Here is an 18,945-nt window from a genome sequence, read left to right as displayed (position 1 = left end):
ATAGCACGGGGGCACGCGATGACAGAAAGTGAACTGCAAGCCTTCAGGGCACGGATTCTAGCTGAGATTTCCGCCCTGACTGCGCAGGACGATCTGGGACAGGACGCGCAACAGACCGTCACGCTGGATCAGCAATCGGTTGGCCGCCTATCGCGGATGGATGCGATGCAGCAGCAGGCGATGGCCCAGGCCACCGCCCGCCGCCGGGCCGGTCAACGCCAGCGGCTGGAATCGGCACTGGAACGCCTGGATGCCGGCGAATTTGGAGAATGCGCGGATTGCGCCGACCCATTGCCACTGGGCCGGCTGGAACTTGACCCGACCGCAACACTTTGCGTGTCCTGTGCCGCAGGTTGAGCGAATTCTTCGCCCAACACACACAATACAGCCATCAATGCATTGATATAATGTGGATCATCTAAGAACAGCTCTGCACTTGGCCCAAGCCGCATCGCCGCCGCCATGAGTGACCCGTCGCCGAATTCGGGGTGAAACCTGCCCCGTACCCGCCGCCAGGCGTTTGCCCGGTTTGCGTCGGCCACCATGCGGCGCGCCAGTGCCTGCTGCGCATCCGGTGCCACCTGCATCACAACCCGCGCCGCTGCCGAGACATCGCCCAGCGTGGGCCGCATCATGCGCGCGGCAGGCTCAGCTCGATCAGATGAACCGCCAGGCGCACCTCGCCGGCCGCAAAATCACCGCCTTCGCCGGTCAGCGTCAGCGCCGTATCAGCGTAATAGGCCAGCGGCGTACCCGTTACGCCGCGCATCCACGATCCGGCCCCCAACCCGATACCGGACCCATAGCGGTCATCCGAAACACCGGCGATCCCCAATCGCCAGCTGGTCGCCGCCCCGGTTATTGCCGTCAACACCCGGCCCGTCACCCCCAGCACAATTGCGCCTGACGGAATGATCGTCGCCGTGGCCGAGGATGCCCCGGCCGTTATTGAATGATCCACTTCAATAACACGCGCCAACTGTCCAGCACCATTTGCAGAAACACTCAATCCGTCAAGCAGCCAATCGCCGTCATCAAACAGTGCCGCCGCGCTTTCATCCGCCACCCAAGCGCGCCAACCCGTCGCCGGATCCATGAACTGCCAGCCGCCGTTCGACCAGATCGCCAGCCGCCCCGCCTGCCCGGCCCAATCGTTCACCGCACCTGTGGGAACGGCAAATGTGTCCCCCTCAGCCGCAGCCCCCGGAGGTGTCGCCGTGCTGACCGACAGCAACGTCAGATGCGCCGCCGCATCCATCCGCACCAACGCCTCGTTCACCGTCACATGTTTCTGCGCCTGCGCCGCATCCAGCAGCGGCAGATCCAGTTTTGCAGTCTCAGCCATTGATCTCAATCCTTCTGAAAAGCCCCGGCCCGAACCGGTCCGAGATCTGCGCGACCTCGATCCCGTAACTGCCGCCAATCGCATCTGCCGCCTGCATCGCGGCGGTGTAACTCCACGACGGGGCGGTTAGCGTGGCATCCCGCACCGCGCTCGCCCCATCCAATACGCGCAGCAGATACGCCTCGGACGCCTCGCCCAGCGGCACGTCAGCCGCGCCCCAGATGTCGCCGTCAATCCGCGTGCGTCGTACCCAGCTGAGCGTCAGATCTCCGCCATTTTCCACCGCGCGCAGATGCGATGGCGCATAGGGGCGCAGCCCGATGCCGTCAAAGGCGCGCACCTCCTCGACATAGCTCGCGTCATCCACCGGCCGCGCCGCCGGGCCGACCCGCCATGTCCGCGCCAGCCCACGCGCCGCAGCAGGCAGATCCAGCTGCGCCATTGCGCCATTCAGCAGCACCACGATGCTGCCAATCGGCCAGGTATCGGGGATCAGCGCGTCGGTCCCCCGCTGCCCCCGCAGCCGCGCGCTGACCTCCCAGGTATCTTCGCCGACCAGAACCGCATCGCGGAACTGCAACACCTCCCAATGGTCCGAGGCTCCGTCGCCAATCGCCAGCGCGTTGGCACCGGCCAGCAGCTGCGCGTCGGTGACCGAGGCCAGCGTGCCACCGTAAACCTTGATCCGCAGCGCCGCACCGCGATCCAGAAACCCCGCCGTCGCACCGGGCAGCACCGTCTCGGTCACGCCGATCACCGATGGCCCGGGCACAATCCGGTTCAACGCAAATGCCCCGCCCGCGTCCGAGGCATAGGCCGCGACCGATCCCGGCCAGGGCGTTGCCGTTACTGCCAGATGCGGCGCATGCGCAACCTCGTCACCGGTCAACAGCGGCAGGTCCAGGAACACCGTAAACACCGGCACCGCGGGCACAAACGGGGTCAGGCGCGCGGCAGGCTCTACACTGTCGCTTGGTTGATAGAGGCCCGGCTCCACCCGCGTCGCCTCAACCAGGCGCGCGCCACCGTCCTGCACCCGGTCGATACGCCACAGATCGCCGTCGTTAAAGGACACCACATCGCCGACGCCATGCGCCAAACCACTGGGCGGCAGCGCAAACTGCACGGCATCGCGCGCAATCCGCGCCTCGGCCAGCCAGCGTTCGACGATGGCGCGCGCTTCAACATGGGTCAGCGCCAGCGGCAATTCGGACTGTGCCACGCTGGTCGTCGCCTGATCCGGGAAGATCGCCTCGGCAGTGCGCGCCTCGAAACTCCCGTCCGAGGCGACAAAGTTCAGCCGCAGCCGCCCGGCGGTTTCCGGTGCCGCACTGCGCGTATGATCGCGCGCCGCGCCCAGATCGCTCGACACCGCCAACCGATCCGCATCAACCACGCCATCAACCCGGCCATCCCGGTTCGAAAACCGCAAAACACCGTCGCGTTCAACCGCATCAAACCCATGCGCCAGCATCAGCGGCTGCAACGCCGCCCGCCCGGTCGAGACATCTTCGACCACATATCCCCGCACGATCCCGTACAGGCCCGAAACATCATAAGCCGCAACCCCTGCCGCTTCGCACACTTCGGCCACGACCGGCGCCAGCGACCGCGCCGTCACCCGCCCGGTCAGCCAATGGCCCTTGGCATAATTGCCGCCATCGCTCCAAAGCGCTGTATTGGCTGGAAAAACCGGATAGGGCCGCGCATCCCAGGCCCAGACATGCGCCCGCCCCATGTCGATCATCGACCCGCCATAGACGCCCGAAATCGGGTTGTTCGCAGGTTCACTCCAATAGTCCCCGATCGCCCGCACATACTGCATCTGAATCAAATCATCGCGCCGCCCGTCCGAGTACTTCGGCAACGAACTTTCCGAGGATTTCGGGTCCAGAAATTTGTTCGGCTGATTGGACCCCTTGTCGACCGCCGCGCAGCCGTATTCGGTGAACCAAACCGGCTTACTCTCAGGCACCCAGGCCGTCGGGCTGGCCTGCCGCACCCCCCCGATCCGCTCATGATGCGCATTCTCCCACCAGCCGCGGATGTCCTTGTACCGCCAGACCCAAGGTTCCCCATATTCTCCGTCGGTTATGGCGGTTCGTTGCTGCAAAACCTCGGCATTGGTGGAGGCGTAGTACCAATCGTACCCCTCACCCCCTTCAACATTTGCCTTCAGGTAATCCAGATTCCAGATCGCGCCCCAATCCGCGTCCGCGTGATCGTCCCCATCCCGCCAATCGCTCAGCGGCATGTAGTTGTCGATACCGACGAAATCGACGTTCGGATCGGCCCACAGCGGGTCCAGATGAAAATACAGATCGCCCGAACCATCCTGCGGGTGATAGCCGAAATACTCCGACCAATCAGCGGCATAGCCGATCTTGCACCCGGCCCCGAGGATTCCGCGCACATCCGCCGCCAGCGCCCGCAGCGCCGCCACTGCCGGAAAAACCGCCGGTATCATCGCGCACCTGCGTCAACCCACGCATTTCCGAGCCGATGCAAAACGCATCCACGCCGCCCGCGGCAGCGCACAGATGCGCATAATGCAGAATGAACCGGCGATAAGAGGTCTCCGCCGGACCTGAATAGGCAACCGTATTGCCCGAGGCCGAAAAATCACCCGCTGTGGCATTTCCGAAGAACGCCGCAACCTCTGCCGTTGCCTCACGGTCTGATCCGGGCTGCCCGCACGCCCCGGCGCCTCCGCCACCGTGATCCGCCCGCGCCAGGGCAGTTTCGGCTGATCCAACGCATCCGACCACGGATCATCCAACCCGTTCCCATCCAGCTGATCCATCAGAAGGAATGGATAAAAAACAATGGATTGTCCGGCGTTGTTGAGGCTTTGTATCGCCTGCACCACGGATTGATCCGTCGGTGTCCCGCCATAGATCGGACGACCTTCCTCCTCCGGCACCTCAGCCGCGCTCGCCCGGTTAAGCCCGGACACGCTCCACGGCATGCCGACCGCATCGGCACCGGTCGCCTCGACCTTGGGCTGCACCTGGCACGTCCCGCACCGCAGATCATCCCCAAACCACGACACGATAAGAGAAACGGATTCGCAACTGGGAACTTCCTCAACCAATGCATTCAGAGACGTCTGAAAATCACTCAATCCACTGGAAGAATTCACGTTCACGGTGTCGTTCACACCCGGCCCGCGATTAACGTGAAGCGCCTCGCTCGCCAGCACATATTCACCGCTGCCAGGCATCATCGCCACACCGCGAATGCTACGCGCAAAATCGGGGGGCGAGGACACCCCCGCAGGCTCTGGCCGCGTCACTTCGAAATTGAACGTCGGAACCCGCCCGCCATAGGGGGTCAGGTCCAGATCTTCGAACACAACATAGGCCGTGCCACGATAGGCCGGGGCATCACCCGCAACCTCGATCGCCGGGTCCGGCAGCTGATCTTCCGCGCCGTCATAGACCCGCATCACCAGATCTGCGGGCGAAACCTCCTGCCCGTCCGCCCAGACCCGCCCGATCCGCGCGATTCGCCCCTCGCAAACCGCCACCGCCAGGCTGACGGAATAGGAATATTCGCTCACCATCGGCTCATTCTTGCCCCCGCCCGAGGTCGCCACGTTTTCGCGAAATTCCGACGACCAGATCACCTGTCCGCGCAGCCGCATCCGCCCGAATACCCGCGCGACCGGCGCGCCCTCGCTGGCCCCCATCAGACGAAACCGGTCAATCCGCCCCATCTCGACCGCTTCCGAACCGCCGCCCATGATCGACTGGTCAATCGCCCGTCCGACCGTCGCACCAACGGCCCGCCCGATCACCACCGAAGACAGCCCCAGAATACCGCCGCCGAAGGATGCCCCGACAGTCGCGCCAATCGCAGATAGAACAATCGTGGCCATCACAAACCCCTGTCAGGAAACAAAAATACTTGAACCACGCGCCGCCGCCACGGGGCCGAATACGCGCTTTCAACGACGCCGTGGCGGCTGTAGGCGTGGATGAACGTGGCTTCTGCCAGGATCCCCAGATGACGCGCGCCGCCCGCATCCCGCATGCGAAACACCAGCACGTCACCGCGCGACGGCTGCGCCGTTTCGTCCATGTGCCGCCCCAAGGCATCGCCCAGCGACGGCCCGCCCGCCGCATCCCAGTCCGGCGCATAGGGCGGCGGCACCTCGGTAGCCGCACCCATCACCTCGGCCCAGATACCACGGATCAGCCCAAGGCAGTCACACCCCGCACCACGCACGCTTGCCTGATGGCGATAGGGCGTGCCGATCCAGCGGCGCGCCGCCGCGACAACGTCATTTTCCACCGCCACCCCCGCTTGCGCTCGCGCGTTTCGACGGCACTGCCATCAACCAATCCTCGCCGGGGATTGTTGGAAAGCCGCGAAAGTTCACCACATTGTCGAATTTCAGCCGGCAGGTTTCGATCGCCTTGTCACAGCCTGCGTCCAGCCGGATCATGTCGCCCGGCGCAACCGATGCGCGCAGACCCTCCCACAGCTCAATTTTACGCCCGGCCCCGCTCAGCCGGTCGTTCTTGACCAAAGCGACCAGCCCCGCCGCGGTCCCGGTCAGAATTCTGCAAGTCCCACGCTCGAACCACCGGTCGGAGTAGCTGGCAAGGTTCGAAAAATGAAAGTGCTTGCCACCCGAAATCCCCTCGACGGCAACCTCTGTCGACAGCCCCGGCGCCGCCAGATCAACGGCGCAATGTGCATCGCCCAGCACGGCCCCACACGTCGCCTGATAGACCCGCCCCTGCGGTTGGTTCAACGCCTCGGACAGCCCGCGCAACTCGGCCTCGAACCGCGCGCCCTTGCGCCGGATCTCTCCGATCGAGCCACGAAATAACAGGTGCCGCTTCGCCACATCGGCCCAATTGACCAACCACGCCTAAACCCCGGCCGCATCATAGCGTCCCGCTTCGATATCCGCGTCGGTAATCGCCGCATCACTCAGCACGCCCATCGCTTCGGAGTTATCCACCGACAGGCCCGAGGTTTGCTCCAACGCCCGCGCGGTCAGCCCGGATTCGGCCCGAAAATCCACCTCGTCGAACGACAGATCGCGGTCATGGTCCGTGAACCCCAGGGTCGCGCCATCCGCCCGGCGCACGACCCAACAACGGCACAGGATCGTCAGCCCGCCGTCCAGATGCGCCGCCAATTCCGGCGCGACGCTCATAACCGGATCTCCACGACCGGAACCGAGGGCACATCGCCCGCGCGGAAGCTGGCGACCGACACCTGTATGCGGTCCGTATCAAACCGCACCGGCACGTCAAATTCGAACCCCGCCGTCACCGCGGCAGCCTCGGCCGGGGCGGTGCCGATCGTCACCAACCCCGTGTCCAGGTCCAGATCGTAATCTACACCTAAAACCATGGGATCGCCCGCCAAACCTATCAAAACACTGTTGAAAACGGCCTTCTCAATCGGGCGAACATAGGTCTGCGCCCCGGACGCATAACTTTTCACCAGCTGAAACTCCGTCCGCACCCCGTCACCGAGCCCGATCACCTGGTCCTCGGCCCCCGGCACCTCGGACGGCAGGCAGGATTTGTAATCCGCCCAGTCCTTCCAGCGAAACCCGTGCAACTGCCCCTGGCGCGCTTCAAAGAACGCCAGCAATTGCTCTACATCATCCAGCGAGCGCAGGCTGACACCCGCGTCATAGCGCCGCCGCGACTGCGCCCAGGGCGTGTTGCGTTCCTCAAACCCGTTCTGCAGCGTCACGATCTCGGTCCGCCGCTCCGGCCCCCCGACCGAGCCGAAACTCAAGCTCGCCGGGAAGCGCACGTCATGAAATGTCATCGAAATTCTCCTCAGCGATTGCGCGCGCCACGCCCCAGCGCCCGGCCCATCATCGCGGCGATCTGCGCTTCGGATCTGCGGAACCCCTCGACGTCCGGCGTCTGGACATTCAGCGTCACGTTCACCGCGCGCCCCGCGTCCGCCCGAACCCCCAGCCGCCTGGCTGACGATGCCGCCCCGCGCGAAGGGCATCACGCGCCCCTGCGCAAAGCCAGCCCCGTCGCCGAACGGCAGCAGCCCGTTCACGACCCCCTCGACACTCTGCGCAAGCAGCCCGCCGAAATGGTTCGTCACCGGATTGATCGCCGCCGAATAGGCCGCGCGCGACATCGACTCGGCCACCTCTTTCAGCGCATCGCCCAGCTTCAGCCCATCAAACACCAGCCCGTCAAAGGCAGACCGCAGCCCCCGCAATATCCCCCGGCTCAGAACCCCAACCTCGCGTCCCGTATCCGCCACCGTCGCCTGCATGCGCTTCAGCTCCCCATCGAACGCCGCCGTCAGGGCCACAGCCCCGCCCAGCGATTGCGCCAGCGCGTCCACCTGATCGTCAAACTGATCAATCCCGTCCATCATCCACTCCTTTGTCAGGCCTATCGGGCCACTCCGCCGCCAACGCCTCGAACCGAGGCCGATCCAGCACCGCACGACCGTCGCCAAGCCCCGCCATCAGCATCAGTTCCACCGGCGTCAGCGCCCAGAAATCGCGCGGGTGCAGTTGCAATCCCTGCAACCCCAGTTTCAGCAATGCCGCCCAATCCATCACCCCTGGCCCGGCACCTGAAACGCCCGCGCCAACAGCAGCCCGGCAACGTGCCCCGCCTCCACCGGCCCGCCGCCAATTTCAACCGTCAGCAGATCCGCAGATGTCCCCTGCCAACCCCCGCCGCGCAGCCCCGCCACCAGCAGCGCCAGAACATCCCGCGTCGAAAACGCCCCCGTTTCGAACCGCTCAACCAGCGCCACCAGAGAGTCCGCGCCCAGCGCCGCCTCAAGCTCTGCCAGCGCCCCCAGCGTCAGCTTGCAGACGTGCCGCTGCCCATCCAGCACCAGCGCAACTTCTCCGGCAGCCGGGTTCACCATCAAAGCGCCGTGAAGTTCAGCGCGCCCGCGCTGGCCATCGACATCTCATACGTCGCCTCGCCATCATGGCTGCCCGCGTATTCCAGGCTGGTCACCATGAACGGCCCCTCGATGATGCCGAAATCTGGGATCACCACCTGAAACTCCGGCACTTCGCCGTCGAAAAAGATCTGCCGCGCCCGTTCGTCCATCGCGTCATCCTTGAACACGCCCGACCCCGCGATGGTCGCACTGCGCACGCCCGCGCCGCCCAGTAACTCTCGCCAGCCGCCCTGGCTTTCCAGGCTGGTCACATCGACGCTTTCGGCGTTGAAGCTCAGCCGGGACGCCCTCAACCCAGCGACGGTTTCAAACTGCCCGCCCCCGGTCAGGTCGATCTTGATAAGTAGGTCTTTGCCGTTCTGGGCACCCATGGCCGCCACTCCCGTATTAGAAAATCAGTCTTCGATCCGCGCCCGAAACGTCAGATCAATCCGCCGCACATCGTCATTGCCCACCCGCCGGGCCCGCGCCCGCAGAAAATTCAGGCTGACCAGCCGCCCACGGCCCAGCACCAGCTGAGCGTCCACCAAAACATCAGAAACCGCCCCGGCCGCGTCCTTGGCCACCTGAAACCCCGCCGCATCGCTGACCACGCTGACCACGAAATCATGCGCCGCCCCCGCCCCGGTTTTGTCCGAGCGATCCCGCACAACCTCTGGCCCCAGGCTGACGTACAACCCCGGAACCGGCCCCGCCGGAACCGCGTCGTAAATCGCCGTTCCAACCAACGCGCCCAGCGCCGCATCCCCCGCCAACGCCTGATAGACCGCCGCCTGCAACGCACCCGAAACCCCGTAACTCATGCCGAGATCTCCTCTCGTGCCACGCAGACCAGCCAACGCGGGTCGCCCGGTTTCTCGGCCACCGCATGGATCGCAAACACCTGCGCCCCGTCGCGAAATCGCTGCCCCGGCACTGGCCGCGACGGCGCGCCGTGCGCGGCCGCACGCAGCGTGATCCGATATGGCACCGTCGCCAGCGTCAGCGCCTCGGCCCCCGCCTCGCGCCCCGTTCCGGCGCGCAGCTCGACCCAATGCTCGCCCAGCGGAGTCCACACCTCGGCGAAGCCACCGGCCCCATCGGGCGCGCGTACGGCCGCCTCCAACACCATCTTACGATCGGGCGCGGGCATCACAGCGCCTGCCCGAACAGGCGCACATGGCGATGCGGTTCGATCAATGCGGCCACCTGCGCGGGCATGCCGCGCCCGGCATCCTCGGTCCGATGCTCGTAAAAATCCGCCGCCAGCATCAGCACCGCCTGCGCCAGGTCGCCCGGCTGTCCGGCCCAATCGGCGGCCAGCCCGGCGTCAAACACCACCTCGGCCCGCCCGCCAATCGGGATCGCAGGCAACAGCAGCCCGTTGGCCACCAGACTGGGCGCGTGGTCGTCAATCTCTACCCGGTACCGATCCGCATCGATCACCGTCGCCAGCCCCGCGATATCCTTCACCGTCAGGCTGACGATCCCCGCCACCGGCGCCACCGGGATCACCTGCCGCCCGGCATGCCGCCAGCCCAACAAGCTCCAGTGAAACTGCCGCTGGAACACCGCCTTGCCGGTCCGCGCCTCAACCGCCGCCAGCGCCGCACGCAGCGCCGCCTCCATCACGCCGTCCTGTTCAGCATCATCGCCAAACCCGGTGCCAAGGCGCAGATGATCGCGCAGCTGGGCAATCGGCAGCGCCGCCAGCGGCACCTGAGAGATCTCGAACAACGTCATCGGCTTCTCCGAAAAATTCCGCCCCATTCTGGGGCCAACTCTGCTTGGGATGGGCGCGCCCCGCCCCCGCGCCGCTCGGACGGAGGGAACAGCTAGACGAACGCGAGGGTTGTCGCTTGGCGCGCGCCCACCGACCGGCCCCCGCACACCCCGCGCGGGAACCGGCCTCCTCGGGTCACGTCGTTAGACGACCGAGAACTTCAGCAGCTTGATCGCGGCAAAATCGCTGACATCGCCGCCAACCCGCTTGGTGGCATAGAACAGCACATGCGGCTTGGCGCTGAACGGATCGCGCAGCACGCGCAGATCAGGGCGTTCGGCAATGGTGTAGCCCAGCGCGAAATCACCAAATGCAATCGCCGCCGCATCCGTGGCAATATCATCCATATCCTCGGCAATCAGCACCGGATAACCCAGCAAACGTGCCGGTTCCCCAGCCGCCAAACCATCCGACCAAAGAAAGCGCCCGTCGCTGTCCTTGATCTTGCGCACTGCGCCTGCGGTTTTCGAGTTCATCACAAAGCTCGCCCCGGCCCGGTACCGCGCGCCCAGCGCATAAACCAGATCAATGATCGCATCCGCCGGATTGGTGCCGTCAAAACCGCCGTCAACACCGGTGGCCACATAGCCCAGGTTGCTCCAGCTCCAGGACGCATCCGCCACCTGCGTGTGGGTCAGGAACCCGGTCGGCTTATCTACGCCGTCACCATTGACGAAGGCACCCGCCTCGGCCTCGGCAAATTTGTCGGCAATCCGACCGGCCAGCCAGCCCTCGATATCAAACGCGCTGTCATCCAAAAGCCGCTGAGATGCCTTGGGCATCGCCGACAACTCATGCAGCGGGATCGCAATCCGCTCAATCTGCGGCGTGCTGCTTTCCATCTGCGGGCCAGCCTCACTGGCCCAGCCAGCACCGACATCCGCCGAGTCAATCAGCACGTCGTAGGACGTCGCCTCGACCGCCACGACACTGGCAATCGCCCGGATCGACGCGGTCGAGTTCAGGACCGAGTTGATCTGCTCGGACGTCACCGCATCCACCAGATAGCCACCGTCACCGGCCACTGCCGTCGACATCGCCTTGCCTTCCAGCTCCTGACCGCGCAGCGCGTCGTCGTCGCCGGAACGAACGTAGGCCTCAAACGCCTTCTGATGCGGGGCAGCGGCGCTTTCAGGGGCCGCCAGCGCCGGGCGGCGCGTGGGTTCGGATGTCTTGGTCAGCATGGTCAATCGCTCTTCCTGTTTGCTCAACTTGTCGGAAATGTCGCTCATCAGCCCGGCCAGCGCGGTCTTCACATCGGCCGCCGGATCATTTGGGGCAGGCACATCGCGCCCGGCCCCAGACTTGGTCTGGGTCGTTGTCATCTCGTTTTCCCTGGTTAATCCGCCCTAAAGGGCCGCAAATTCCGTCCGCGCGTCGTCGATAGCCCCGGCCAGATCGCGCAATACTGCCGCGCTCTCCTGCTCGGCCTGTTTCGCCGCAACGCGCCCCCCGACACGGGCATCCGCCAGCATCGGAAACGTCACCAGCGAGACTTCCCACAATTCCAGCTCGGCCAGGTGCCGTTGCCCCTTCTCGTCCTTCGTCGCCCGCACCGTGCGATAACCGATGGACAACCCGTCAATCGCGCCCGCCGCCAGCAATTCCGCCGCTTCCCGCGCTTTCTCCACGCCGGGCAATAATGACCCTTAACGTACAGTCCGCGCCCGTCTTCGCGCACCTCGTCCCACACGCCAATCGGCTGCGTCGGATCATGCTGCCACAGCATCTTCACCCGCCGACCAGAGCTCGCCAGCCGGTCGAGCGAGGCTTGATACGCCCCCGGCTCGACCACATCGCCACCCTGATCGACCGCCCCAAAGACCGAGGCATAGCCTTCGATCATCCGCCCGTCTTCGACGCTCAAGGCCACATCTGGGCGGCAGAATTTGCGCTCCAGCCCGAATTCAGTCGTCTCATTCATCCACGCTTCCTTTGCAGCCGCATTCATGCGTCGTCCCCCATCTCGATCTTCGGCAACCCCAGCAACGCGCGCTTCTCGGCGTCGCTCAGAAACCCCGCCGCAGACACCCGCCGCCACTGCGCCTCACGCTCTGCCGCCAACGCCGGAACCTGATCCAGGTCCGGGGCCAGCGTCACCAAATCGCCGGTGAACTGCGCCAGCCAATGCGAAACCGACGCCGCCACCCGCGTCGCCAACGGCAACACCGTCAGCCGGTAAAACGCCCGGTGCGCTTCCTGATAATTCGCGTAAGTCGCATCCCCCGGAATCCCCAGCAGCATCGGCGGCACCCCAAATGCCAACGCAATATCCCGCGCCGCCGCATCCTTGGTCTTCTGGAACTCCATATCCGACGGGCTGAACCCCATCGGCTTCCAGTCGAGGCCCCCTTCCAGCAGCATCGGACGCCCCGCATTGCGCGCCCCCATATGGTGGGTCTGAACCTCGCTCAGCAGCCGGTCATACTGATCCGCGCTCAACGTTGCCTGCCCGTCCGCACCGGAATAGACAATCGCCCCCGAAGGCCGCGCCGCATTGTCCAGCAACGCCTTCGACCAGCCCGAGGCCGCGCTGTGCACATCCACCGCACGCGCCGCTGCCTCTAGCGGGGCAAAGCCATAGTGATCATCCTGAGGGTGAAAATTCCGCACATGGCAGATCGGCGACGGGCCGTCGCCCACCTGAAACCGATGTGTCTTTGCCCCGACGACGTAATCAAACGCCACCGGCCAGCCGTCCCCACCCGGAACCACACGCATCCGGTCGGATCGCAGCACGTGCAATTCTCGTGGGGCTTCGCCGCCACCGCCCACCGCCTCAACATAACCATTGCCCGACAGCAGCATCTGCGCGATCAGCGCCTCAAGCAAATCCGCCCGCCCCTGCGCCGGATTGGGCCGCCCCAGCAGCGCAAGCAGCGGATGCACGTCATAGCGACGCTCCGCATCGCTCAGCACCAGCGGCAGCGCCGCGCCCGCCTCAGCAATCATCTTGACGCAGCGAAACCCCACAGGATTGCGCTGAAACCCCGCCCGCGTCAGGCTGACCGTATCGCGCGGCGACCAGGCCGCACGCCCCGTCCCAAACATCCCGGCATTGCGCGCCACGATGGGGCCCGTTGCACTGGCCTTGGCCTGGACCGAGGCCTCAGGCACAGCACTGCGTTTCAGAAAATCGAACATCCAGCTCTCCGGCTTGCAATCGGGCGTCCTGCCCTTCGCGTTGCCAACCAGATGCCGCAGGGGTGATACCAACTGGTTACCCCAACGTACGCACCTGCGGATTGCGATAATCCTCGGCCGGTTTCAGCATCAGCGCCGTCAGCGCCCAGACCAGCGCGTCCACCCGGTCCGGGCTGCCCTTGCCGTCAAACCCGCGCGTCGTCATCTGGCACTGCTGATCTTCCAGCGCGCCAAGGCCCCGCAGATGCCGCACCCGCCCCTGCTCATACAGCGCCGCCACCGGCTCGGCCCGGACCACTTTGCCCTTGGTCGCATGCACCTTCGAATAAGCGACCAGAGGGTCCACTTGCCGCACCACGGCCTCAACCATATCGCCGCCCTGGTTGACCTCGGCCACCATCCGGTCCGCCTCATGCCGCCGCATTGCCGCCACCGCCGCGCGCGCCCATTCAACCGGGCTCGCCCCGGAAACCGAGGCATCCTCCAACACCACAGCCCGCCAATCCTGCGGCGGTCCCTCGGTCAGCGCCCCGACCACGACGATCCCGCATTCGTCACTCTTCGCCGTACCTGTCACCGGCGGATCAACCGCCACCACGATCCGGCTCAACTCTCCGGGCAGATCCACCTGAGCATTCTCGATCATTCCATGCGACCAGAGTGCCCCCTCAACATCCGCCAACAACACCCCGTCCAGCTCCTGCCGCCCCTGCCGGGTGCCCGCAAACCGCCGTTCAACCTCCGCCAAAAACGAAGCCGCAAGATTCGCTGCATTCGCCTTGGTCGGCGCATGGGTCGTCACCGTCGATTCCGCTGCCAGCAGGTCCTTCAGCACACCCACATTCTTCGGCGTCGTTGTCACGCAACACCGAGGGTCCTCCCCCAGCCGCAGCGCAAATTGCAAATTGTCCCACGCCTCCTGCCCGTTCGGCCATTTCGCCAGCTCATCCACCCAGGCCGCATCGAATTGCGGGCCACGCAAGCTCTCTGGCTGAAAGGCCGAGAAGACCTGCGCAATCGCCCCGTTCGGCCAAACCAACCGCTTCCGCACCGACTCCCACTTCGGACGCCGGTCCGGCGGAGAAATCGCCATGATCCCGCTGTCGCCGAACACCATCACCTCGCGCACCTGCTCGATGGTCTCACCCACCAGCGCCACGCGCGCCGCGCGCCCCGGATCACCGGGCCAGTCCCCTTCGACCTGCGCGCGCACCCACTCAGCCCCGGCGCGGGTCTTCCCGGCACCACGCCCGCCCAGCGCCACCCAGGTCCGCCAGTCACCGGGCGGCGGCACCTGATGCTCCATCGCCCAGAAGTCGAACAGATAGGGCAGCGCCAGCAGCGCCTCATCGCTCAGCCCATCCAGAAACTCAGCCTGAAGCGCTGGTGCTGCGCAGGCGATCCAGGCGGCTGTTGATTTCCCGTCGGGCCGCGCCAAGGTCAAGTTCTGCGCCAGCGCCGTTTTGATTTCCAAGGACGTTTTCAAGTTGATTCCTCTTCTCCAGAACCGTGATTTCGGCCTGGCTGAATAATGTGATTGTTTTGCGAACTTCCGCCGGCGCGGTCGTACTGCCAGCCTCCAGATCATCGGCCAGCGACGCCAGCGCCGCCGTCATCCGTTCCAGTATCGCCAGCGCGTCCCCCTGCAGCCGCGCCAGCTTCTCACCGTCCCCATTCGGGTCCATTGGTTCCATATGTCTTGAATTGCCTCTCATACGCGGTCCCGTACGAGAGAAACGAAAAGGCGGCCCCGAGTCTCCTCGAAACCGCCCGCCCATTTCTTCTAGCCTGCTCCGACTGCTAGGTCGGACAGGTCGATGCGTCAACCAACAAGGGGTTACCTGATCGGGCGCAACACATTGTTAACATTACGGACTATTACGATCCCGTTCAAATCGCCGCCAGGCCGCCACGTTCTTGTTGTGCTCGGCCAGCGTCTCGGCAAAGGCGTGCCCGCCGGTCCCGTCCGCCACGAAATATATATAGGGTGAGGTATCGGGATTCACCGCCGCCTCCAACGCGGCAAGCCCCGGATTGGCAATCGGCGTCGGTGGCAGCCCGGCTACCTTATAGGTGTTATACGGCGTCTCTCGGTCCAGTTCCGAACGCCGCAACCCGCGCCCCAACACGCCTTCGCCACCCGTCACGCCATAGATCACGGATGGATCCGTCTGCAGGCGAATGCCCTGGTTCAACCGGTTGGTAAAGACCGAGGCGACCAGCCCGCGTTCCTCCGGCTGACCGGTCTCCTTCTCGATGATCGACGCCAGGATCAACGCCTCCTCGCGCGTAGCGACCGGCAAATCCTCTGCCCGCTCTGCCCAGACCTTTTCAAGCCGCGCAATCTGCGCCGCTTCCATATCCGCGATCAGCGTCGCCCGGTCCGCACCCGGACGCACTTCGTAACTGTCCGGCGCTAAGGAGCCTTCGACCGGAAGCCCCTCAACCTCACCACTCAGGAAATCCGCAGCCTTCAAGCCTTCGACCGCCTGCCAGACAGTCGTGCCTTCCACCAGGACAACACTGATCCGCGTATCCGCATCATCGCGCGCAGATACGTAAATTTCCGGCGCCTCATCAACGCCCGGCTCGAACTCTGCCTTGACCTCGAACTTGTCCGTCTCCGGGTTCAGTTCCCGCACCTGCGCCTGCAATCCGTTGACCTTGATCCGATAGATCAGTTCCACCCCGCAGCTTGACGCGCCGCCCCTGGTGATGATCTCGGCAATTTCGTCCATCGAGGCACCGGGCGGCAGAAGGAAGCTGCCCGCTTTCAACAATTGCGACCGGTCGGTGTAGTCCGTCCCGACCCGAAACAACGCTTCGCTGCGAACAGCATTCGAATCCGCCAGCCTTGTAGCAATGCCGTCCATCCGCGAACCCGGCTCTACCTTCAGGCATATCGCCCGGTCCAGTGGCCCTTCGGCGACATATTCAACCTTCGCCCAGGCAATCGCACCCGCCGCCGCAATCAGCCCGACCAACAGGATGGTCAGACCGTTCGATGCAATGTGACGCCACATCAGCTGTCCCCTCGTCCAAAAATAACCGAGGCATTGGTGCCGCCAAACCCGAAAGAGTTCGACAACGCATAGTCTACCTTGCGACTGCGGGCCTCCCTCGGGGCCAGATCAAGCTTGGTCTCGACCGCCGGAGTGTCCAGATTGATCGTCGGCGGTGCCACCTGATCGCGGATCGCCAGAATGCTGAAGATCGCCTCAACCGCGCCAGCCGCACCCAGCAGGTGCCCGGTGGCCGACTTCGTCGACGACATCGTCGCCCCGCTTGCCGCATCCCCCAACAACCGCTCGACCGCGCCCAATTCGATCACATCCGCCATGGTCGAGGTTCCGTGCGCGTTGATGTAATCCAGATCGCCGGGCTGCAACCCGGCATTCTCAAGCGCCGCTGACATCGACCGGAATCCCCCGTCCCCGTCCGCAGCTGGTGCCGTAATATGATAGGCATCGCCCGACATACCGTAACCCAGAACCTCGGCATGGATCGTCGCACCACGCGCAATCGCATGTTCGCGTTCTTCCAACACGACAATGCCCGCGCCTTCCCCCATGACAAAGCCGTCGCGATCTTCGTCAAACGGGCGGCTGGCCGCCTGCGGGTCATCGCCGCGTTTGGTACTCAGCGCCTTGCAGGCGTTGAACCCGGCCACGCCGATCTCGGAAATCGGTGCTTCCGCCCCGCCTGCAACCATCACATCCGCATCATCCAGCATGATCAGCCGCGCCGCATCGCCAATCGCGTGCGCCCCCGTCGAACAGGCCGTGACAACCGCGTGGTTCGGCCCTTTCAGCCCGTGCTTGATACTCACCTGGCCCGAGGCGAGGTTGATCAGCGACGAGGGGATGAAAAACGGCGACACCCGCCGTGGCCCCTTTTCTTTGATCAGCACAGCCGTTTCCGCGATCGAAGACAGCCCCCCGATCCCCGACCCGATCAGCACACCGCTGCGATATTGATCCTCATCCGCCTCAGGCGCCCAGCCCGCATTCGCCAGCGCCATATCCGCCGCCGCAACCGCAAAGACGATGAACGGATCAACTTTGCGCTGATCCTTCGGCTCCATCCAGTCGTCCGCATTGAACGTCCCGTCGCTGCCATCGCCGCGCGGAACCTCGCAGGCATAGGTCGTGGCCAGATGGCTGGCATCGAAATTCGCGATTGTACCGGCACCGGACTGACCGGCCAGCAACCGCTTCCAGCTTTCCTCGACCCCGGACGCCAGTGGCGACACCATTCCCAGCCCGGTTATTACTACTCGACGCATGCGCTTTGCCTCTGAAAATCCGCACGAAATTCACTCGGGCCGTATTACACGCCATCAGTGAACAGGGGCAAGGGCGGGCGTTCCGTGACGCGCCAAACTAGCCGAAGATTGCGTGACCCCGCCGATCGGCGTATCTGTTACCCGGTTGCCAGCACGCATTCCAACGCCAAATCCTTATTCCGGATTACCAATTTCAGGCTTCCCGATGTCGCACTTACCCCAGAAAACCCTGCTTATTTGCACCGCCGGACGCTCGATGAGCTGGACATTCTGCCGTTGCCTCAAAGAAGCGGGCCTTGGCAATCCCGGCGAGTGGCTCGGAGCAGCCTGCTATAACAATAACGCCGCGGCATGGGCGCCCGAACTGACCGACGACGGCAGTTCGGAATTTGCCCTTGCCTGGGTCGCTGCAGTTGCACGCGAAACTTCGGCCAACGGTATTTTTGCCTCAAAACTGATGTTCAGTAACTTCCTGGATTTGCTCACCAATCCTTACGGACGCGAGCTTATGGAAAATGCAGTTCTGGTTTGGCTGGAACGCGCCGAGCCCAGGGCGCAAGTCACATCCCTTGCAGCGGCGATCGAGTCCGGTCAGTGGCTTTCGGGGGACGCGCAAACAACGCCATCGGCCCCCAAAACTCCAACCAAGGCGCTGCTGACCCGCAGCATTCAAGAATCTGCGCTTGATACCGCAGGCTGGCGCAGTTTCTTTGCCATGACCGGCCTGAAACCGATCACTCTGCGCGACACCGATCTGAAACAGGACATGCCCGGCGCACTGGAAACCGTGGCCAGCGCAATGGGAGTAACCATTGATGCGCAGGCTGCTGCCAAGGCGGGCGGCGCATATGATGGGGCCTACATGACAAATCTTGCGGGCAAGAAACGCCTGGATGCCGCCTGCACGGATCTGTTTTCAGACCTCGCCTACCGCAGAGACACCTATTGCCGACCGGTTGATTTTTCGCCGCCACCCGCACTCAAAACAATGCGCCGCAAGCTGCGGCATTCACTGCGCCGGGCATTGAAAATGCAAACGACGCCCCGAAAGGGACGTCGCTGAACCATCTCTGGTAATTGTCGAAGGCGTTTACTGCGCTTTTTTGATGAACCCGACTGCGTCGCCGAACGACTGAATCGTTTCCGCGGCGTCATCCGGAATTTCGATCCCGAATTCTTCTTCAAACGCCATCACCAGTTCAACGGTGTCCAGGCTGTCAGCACCCAGATCGTCGATGAACGACGCATTCTCGGTCACTTTGGCCTCTTCGACGCCCAGATGCTCGACGACGATCTTGCGTACGCGATCTTCAATGTCGCTCATATGATATATCCTCACGTTCCTTGGGGGCCGGGGCCCGCCACTGTCCTCGACCCCGAAGGATCATTCTAACCCTCTGAACAATCAGAGGAAATGCCATTCCCGATCACGGACCGGTGACAAACTGCGCCGCTTCTATCACAAGGTTCACTGAACGCAAA

Annotated in this window: 17 protein-coding genes and 4 pseudogenes; 2 read left to right on the top strand and 19 right to left on the bottom strand. The window is 64.2% G+C overall.

The features are described from left to right. Positions 1-18: 18 nt before the first annotated feature. Entirely contained in the window at positions 19-357 is a 339-nt protein-coding gene (locus GKR99_08410; protein NKB27561.1) for a TraR/DksA family transcriptional regulator, read from the top strand. A gap of 274 nt (positions 358-631) precedes the next feature. Here GKR99_08410 and GKR99_08405 read toward each other — a convergent pair whose 3' ends face one another. The 18 genes and pseudogenes from GKR99_08405 to fabF all read right to left on the bottom strand — a co-directional run bounded on the left by GKR99_08405 (position 632) and on the right by fabF (position 17,463). Further along, entirely contained in the window at positions 632-1,429 is a 798-nt protein-coding gene (locus tag GKR99_08405; protein NKB27560.1) for a DUF2793 domain-containing protein, read from the bottom strand. Further along, a pseudogene (locus tag GKR99_08400) lies at positions 1,338-5,225 on the bottom strand (host specificity protein). The gene GKR99_08405 and the pseudogene GKR99_08400 overlap by 92 nt, the downstream one beginning before the upstream one ends. Further along, positions 5,225-5,641 carry a peptidase gene (locus GKR99_08395; protein NKB27559.1) on the bottom strand — a complete coding sequence of 139 codons (417 nt, stop codon included), beginning with the start codon at positions 5,639-5,641 and terminating at the stop codon, positions 5,225-5,227. The pseudogene GKR99_08400 and the gene GKR99_08395 overlap by 1 nt, the downstream one beginning before the upstream one ends. Further along, a pseudogene (locus tag GKR99_08390) lies at positions 5,631-6,518 on the bottom strand (DUF2163 domain-containing protein). The gene GKR99_08395 and the pseudogene GKR99_08390 overlap by 11 nt, the downstream one beginning before the upstream one ends. Then, positions 6,515-7,147: a TIGR02217 family protein gene (locus GKR99_08385; protein NKB27558.1), complete on the bottom strand. Its 633-nt coding sequence runs from the start codon at positions 7,145-7,147 to the stop codon at positions 6,515-6,517. Before GKR99_08385 ends, GKR99_08390 begins: the two are co-directional and overlap by 4 nt. Positions 7,148-7,158: 11 nt before the next feature. Then, a pseudogene (locus GKR99_08380) lies at positions 7,159-7,723 on the bottom strand (phage tail tape measure protein). Next, positions 7,707-7,910 carry a phage tail assembly chaperone gene (locus GKR99_08375; GenBank protein NKB27557.1) on the bottom strand — a complete coding sequence of 68 codons (204 nt, stop codon included), beginning with the start codon at positions 7,908-7,910 and terminating at the stop codon, positions 7,707-7,709. The pseudogene GKR99_08380 and the gene GKR99_08375 overlap by 17 nt, the downstream one beginning before the upstream one ends. Beyond that, entirely contained in the window at positions 7,910-8,230 is a 321-nt protein-coding gene (locus GKR99_08370; protein ID NKB27556.1) for a gene transfer agent family protein, read from the bottom strand. Before GKR99_08370 ends, GKR99_08375 begins: the two co-directional genes overlap by 1 nt. Next, complete coding sequence (locus GKR99_08365; protein ID NKB27555.1) at positions 8,230-8,643, bottom strand: phage major tail protein, TP901-1 family; 414 nt, start codon at positions 8,641-8,643, stop codon at positions 8,230-8,232. The genes GKR99_08370 and GKR99_08365 overlap by 1 nt, the downstream gene beginning before the upstream one ends. Positions 8,644-8,667: 24 nt before the next feature. Next, complete coding sequence (locus tag GKR99_08360; GenBank protein NKB27554.1) at positions 8,668-9,075, bottom strand: DUF3168 domain-containing protein; 408 nt, start codon at positions 9,073-9,075, stop codon at positions 8,668-8,670. Continuing rightward, positions 9,072-9,404, bottom strand: a complete 333-nt coding sequence (locus tag GKR99_08355; protein ID NKB27553.1) for a head-tail adaptor protein — start codon at positions 9,402-9,404, stop codon at positions 9,072-9,074. The genes GKR99_08360 and GKR99_08355 overlap by 4 nt, the downstream gene beginning before the upstream one ends. Next, a complete protein-coding gene (locus GKR99_08350; GenBank protein NKB27552.1) occupies positions 9,404-9,994 on the bottom strand; it encodes a hypothetical protein in 591 nt (196 codons plus the stop codon). Before GKR99_08350 ends, GKR99_08355 begins: the two co-directional genes overlap by 1 nt. Before the next feature lie 183 nt (positions 9,995-10,177). Further along, the gene (locus GKR99_08345; protein ID NKB27551.1) at positions 10,178-11,359 is read right to left on the bottom strand and encodes a phage major capsid protein; all 1,182 of its coding nucleotides are present in this window, start codon (positions 11,357-11,359) and stop codon (positions 10,178-10,180) included. Between the two features lie 24 nt (positions 11,360-11,383). Continuing rightward, positions 11,384-11,958: pseudogene (locus GKR99_08340) on the bottom strand (HK97 family phage prohead protease). Between the two features lie 23 nt (positions 11,959-11,981). After that, complete coding sequence (locus GKR99_08335) at positions 11,982-13,178, bottom strand: phage portal protein (protein ID NKB27550.1); 1,197 nt, start codon at positions 13,176-13,178, stop codon at positions 11,982-11,984. Between the two features lie 76 nt (positions 13,179-13,254). Next, complete coding sequence (locus tag GKR99_08330) at positions 13,255-14,766, bottom strand: ATP-binding protein (protein ID NKB27549.1); 1,512 nt, start codon at positions 14,764-14,766, stop codon at positions 13,255-13,257. A 280-nt stretch (positions 14,767-15,046) separates the two neighbouring features. Continuing rightward, positions 15,047-16,201 (bottom strand): endolytic transglycosylase MltG, encoded by a 1,155-nt coding sequence (gene mltG / locus GKR99_08325; protein ID NKB27548.1) that lies wholly within the window; start codon positions 16,199-16,201, stop codon positions 15,047-15,049. Continuing rightward, positions 16,201-17,463, bottom strand: coding sequence for a beta-ketoacyl-ACP synthase II (fabF, locus tag GKR99_08320; GenBank protein ID NKB27547.1), 1,263 nt, complete (start codon positions 17,461-17,463; stop codon positions 16,201-16,203). Before fabF ends, mltG begins: the two co-directional genes overlap by 1 nt. Before the next feature lie 112 nt (positions 17,464-17,575). Between fabF and GKR99_08315 the strand changes: the two genes are divergently transcribed. Further along, positions 17,576-18,526, top strand: coding sequence for a hypothetical protein (locus GKR99_08315; GenBank protein ID NKB27546.1), 951 nt, complete (start codon positions 17,576-17,578; stop codon positions 18,524-18,526). 27 nt (positions 18,527-18,553) lie between these two features. Here GKR99_08315 and GKR99_08310 read toward each other — a convergent pair whose 3' ends face one another. Further along, complete coding sequence (locus GKR99_08310; protein NKB27545.1) at positions 18,554-18,787, bottom strand: acyl carrier protein; 234 nt, start codon at positions 18,785-18,787, stop codon at positions 18,554-18,556. Positions 18,788-18,945: the final 158 nt, after the last annotated feature.

The organism is Paracoccaceae bacterium, assembly GCA_012103375.1.
In the GTDB taxonomy this organism is placed as follows: domain Bacteria; phylum Pseudomonadota; class Alphaproteobacteria; order Rhodobacterales; family Rhodobacteraceae; genus WLWX01.
Note: the sequence above shows the minus strand (reverse complement) of the source record. Positions and strands in the feature narration are given on the sequence as shown.